The following is a 3,556-nucleotide window of genomic DNA, read 5'->3' as shown; positions in this document are numbered from 1 at the left end:
ATCAGTGCGTCGATCTGTTCCGTCACCTTCATCGTGGCGATCTCTGCCGCGATGGCCGCTGTCACACGTGCCGCGACCATGAGGCCCACGAGAACGGGACCGAGTTCGCGCACCATGCCGATGGCCACGATCTGTGGCACCACCGCTTCGGCATTGAACCGTGCGCCGCCTGCATAGATCTGCATGACAAGCGCGCCCCCGGTGAAAAGCGCGGTCAGCCCTACCACCGGCAGCGAAAGCCAACCGATCTGGAAAAGTGCGGCGGCGAATTGCCGGCCATAGAAGGGGGGGCGCAGACCGTGGGTAAAGATGCTGAGCGCGAAAAGAGTCACACGGCCGATGCCCGCCAGCGCGGAAAGGGCGGCGCGGCCGATCAGCGCCAGCGCGGCGAACAGGCTGTTCACGTCAGATAGACCCTGTCGTGTCGTGCGCCCAGCGCCGTGAGGATCTCGTATCCGATGGTTCCGGCCCAATCCGCGATGTCGTCCACCGTCTGGGCGGGACAGAGCAGATCGAGATGTTCGGGCGCTTCGTCGAGCGCCGTCACATCGACGGTCAGCATATCCATGGATACGCGTCCGATAACGGGCAGCGGCGTGCCGCGATAGATCAACTGCGCCTTACCCCCCATCGCCCGGATGATACCGTCCGCGTAGCCGCCACTGACGGTGGCAACGCGCGAGGGGCGCGGCGCGGTCCAGGCGTTGGCGTAACCCACAGTCTCGCCTTCGGCCACGTCGCGGGTCTGGATCACCGGCAGGTGCAGTGCCACCACGGGCTGAGCCGCCGCGAAAGGCAGCCCCCCGTAGAGTCCCACGCCAGGGCGTGTCACGTCGAAATGATAATCCTCGCCCAGAAGGATCCCCCCGGTCGCGGACAGCGAGCGCGGCACATCGGTTCCTTCGGTCAGTTCGATAAAGAGATCGCGTTGCAATGCATTCATCGGGTGATCGGGCGTGTCCGCGCAGGCGAGGTGAGACATCAGCAGGCAGGGGGTCTGCGACAGTGCGATGTCCCGCAGGCTGGCCCATTCGGCAGGCTCCATCCCGAGCCGGTTCATCCCGGTATCGAGCTGGATGCCGAACCCATGGCCGGACAGCGATTCGAGGTGCCGCAGAAGCTGCTCGGTCGAATTGATCATCGGGCGCAGGTCGGCGTCCCGCACCATGTCGGTATCGCCAGCCATATGCCCCGAAAGCACATGGATTGTAGGCCCGGGGCCCAGAATACGGCGCAAGGCAGCGCCCTCTTCGGCGATGGCGACAAAAAAGAGCCGCGCCCCCGCTTCGGCGAGTACGGGCGCCACCCTGTCCATACCGAGGCCATAGGCGTCCGCCTTGACCACCGCGGCGGTTTCGGCCCGGCCCTTCCGGTCGAGCGACCGCCAGTTATCGGCGAGGGCGGCGAGATCGATGGTCAGGGTCGCGCTTGTCATGGCGCGGTTCTGACAGGAAGTGGCCAAAGGTCAAGCCTGCATGGCGCTGCCGGCGCGGCACCTCGCGGCGGCTTCGCGCCCGCGGTGCCATGGTAACGCAGGGTAAGACGCCGGCTCGCTTGTGTATGGCGTGCCCCCTGTTAGGCTCCTCCGGAGGCTGGCGTTACGACCGGCACCTGCAAGCGATCGGGTGATCGCATTCACGAACGGGAGGTTCACAATGAATAAAAGAGTACTGTTTGGCCCGCTGATGGCGCTGGCCGTCACCACCGGGGGGGCGGCGCAGGCCGAGAACCGGATCGACACCCAGTTGCCCGATGCGCCCGAGCTTTCCGCATATGGCTCCTACGCCGTGGGTGTGCGCCAGATCGATCTGACCAATCCGGACCAGATTGATATCCTGTCGATCGATCCGGCGGCAGCCAAGCCCGACCAGCTGCCCCGCTATGACCGGCCGCTGCCGGTCGAAGTCTGGTATCCCGCCGCGGCGGACGCCACGGGCGATACCACGCTGAAGGTGTTCCTGCGCGACGCCAAGACCGAGGTGGACATCGAAGGCCGGGCCATGCGGGATGCCGCACCGGCGACCGAGGGCGCGCCCTTTCCGCTGGTGCTGATCTCTCACGGGTATCCGGGCAACCGCTTCCTGCTGTCACATCTGGCGGAAAACCTTGCGTCGAAAGGCTATGTCGTCGCCTCCATCGACCATACCGATTCCACCTACCGGACGCAGGCGGCCTTTGGCTCCACGCTGGTGAACCGGTCGCTCGATCAGCTGTTCACGCTGGATGAAATGGCGCGCCTGTCGCAGGAGGAAGGTTCTTTCCTCAACGGGTTGGTAAACGCGGACAACGCCGGTCTGGTCGGCTATTCCATGGGTGGCTACGGGGCGATCATCACCGCGGGCGGCGGCGTGACGGAAGCTTCCGTCGGCTACGCCTGGGGCGCGCCGCATGGCACGCTGGATATTCACCGCGCGGGCAGCGAAACCCATGCGGAGCTTCCCGATCCCCGTATCAAGACTGCCGTAGCCTTCGGCCCGTGGGGCATGAACACCGGCTTCTGGGATGCCGAGGGTCTTTCGGGCGTGCAGATCCCCATGCTCTTCATCGCCGGTTCGCAGGATGACGTGTCGCTTTACGAAAACGGCATCCGCGCGATCTGGGAAAACACGAGCGGTGTGGACCGTGCCCTGCTCACCTTCGAGAACGCGGGCCACAACGCCGGTGCGCCGATGCCCGCACCTGCGGAATCCTTCCGCGATGACGAGGAACTCGGCTTCAACGTTTCGGGCCATTACACCGATCCGGTCTGGAACACGGCGCGGATGAACAACATCTCGCAGCATTTCGTCACCGCGTGGCTGGATCAGCACCTCAAGGGGAACGAAGAAGCCGGGGCATACCTCGACCTCGTCGAGAACTCCAACGACGGTGTCTGGTCGATGAACGAGGACGGAACCCCCAAGGAAGATCACACATACTGGAAGGGTTTTGACGAAAACAAGGCAAAGGGCCTGCGCTACGAAGTGCTTGAAGGCAAGGCCGACTAAATCGTTCTAGATCAACGATAGCAGGGCTTTGTGCCCTCCAATGGGCGCGATTCGCAGGGGTCGCGCCCTTTTTGGTTGCAGGTTCACCCGGATGCCCTGTGCCACGAGAATTCCGCAATTGATCCCATTCCAGCCACATCCTGTGCCCGCTGAGGCCGTTTTCACGGCCTAGACCCGTCGGGGAAGGGGTAGCCACGTCCGCCGGGCGGATCACGCGCAAAGGCCCCGAAGCTGAGCGCAGGATACGAAAATGGCTGACTATCAGGTTTCCTTCTACGATATCGATGCCGAGAAGGCCTTCTCCAAGGAGATTGGACGAAGCTCCGTTTACAATGGGCCCTCTGCCACGACCGGGCAGGCGGTGATCACCGACAACGGTTCCGGCCTCGCGGGGCAGACGCTCGAAGATCAGAAGGGCGGGGAAGACGCCGTCGCGGCCATCACCCTTGGTGATGTGACCGAGGAAAACATAACGATCTACGCCGACCGGTCGTGGACGCTCTATGATACCGTGACCGGAGAGACCTTCGACGTGGTGCGTTTCCGCGTCAAGGACGGGACGCATACGG

General features: G+C 63.9%; 3 protein-coding genes and 1 pseudogene. 2 read left to right on the top strand and 2 right to left on the bottom strand.

Going from position 1 to position 3,556, the window contains the following annotated elements; all coding sequences use genetic code 11:
* A partial coding sequence (locus A3764_RS07080) for an MlaE family ABC transporter permease (RefSeq protein WP_201722411.1) occupies positions 1-404 on the bottom strand: 404 nt, incomplete at its 3' end.
* Positions 401-1,435, bottom strand: a complete 1,035-nt coding sequence (gene alr, locus A3764_RS07075) for an alanine racemase (protein WP_067928740.1) — start codon at positions 1,433-1,435, stop codon at positions 401-403. The genes A3764_RS07080 and alr, both read right to left, overlap by 4 nt.
* Before the next feature lie 220 nt (positions 1,436-1,655).
* Between alr and A3764_RS07070 the strand changes: the two genes are divergently transcribed.
* Together A3764_RS07070 and A3764_RS07065 are read left to right on the top strand one after the other, a co-directional pair.
* The gene (locus A3764_RS07070) at positions 1,656-2,987 is read left to right on the top strand and encodes an alpha/beta hydrolase family protein (protein WP_067928738.1); all 1,332 of its coding nucleotides are present in this window, start codon (positions 1,656-1,658) and stop codon (positions 2,985-2,987) included.
* A gap of 250 nt (positions 2,988-3,237) precedes the next feature.
* Positions 3,238-3,556: pseudogene (locus tag A3764_RS07065) on the top strand (Hint domain-containing protein); the annotation flags it as partial.

The organism is Sulfitobacter sp. HI0129, from assembly GCF_001635395.1.
In the GTDB taxonomy this organism is placed as follows: domain Bacteria; phylum Pseudomonadota; class Alphaproteobacteria; order Rhodobacterales; family Rhodobacteraceae; genus Sulfitobacter.
The sequence above is the reverse complement of the archived record's forward strand: the minus strand, read 5'-3'. Positions and strand labels throughout refer to the sequence as shown.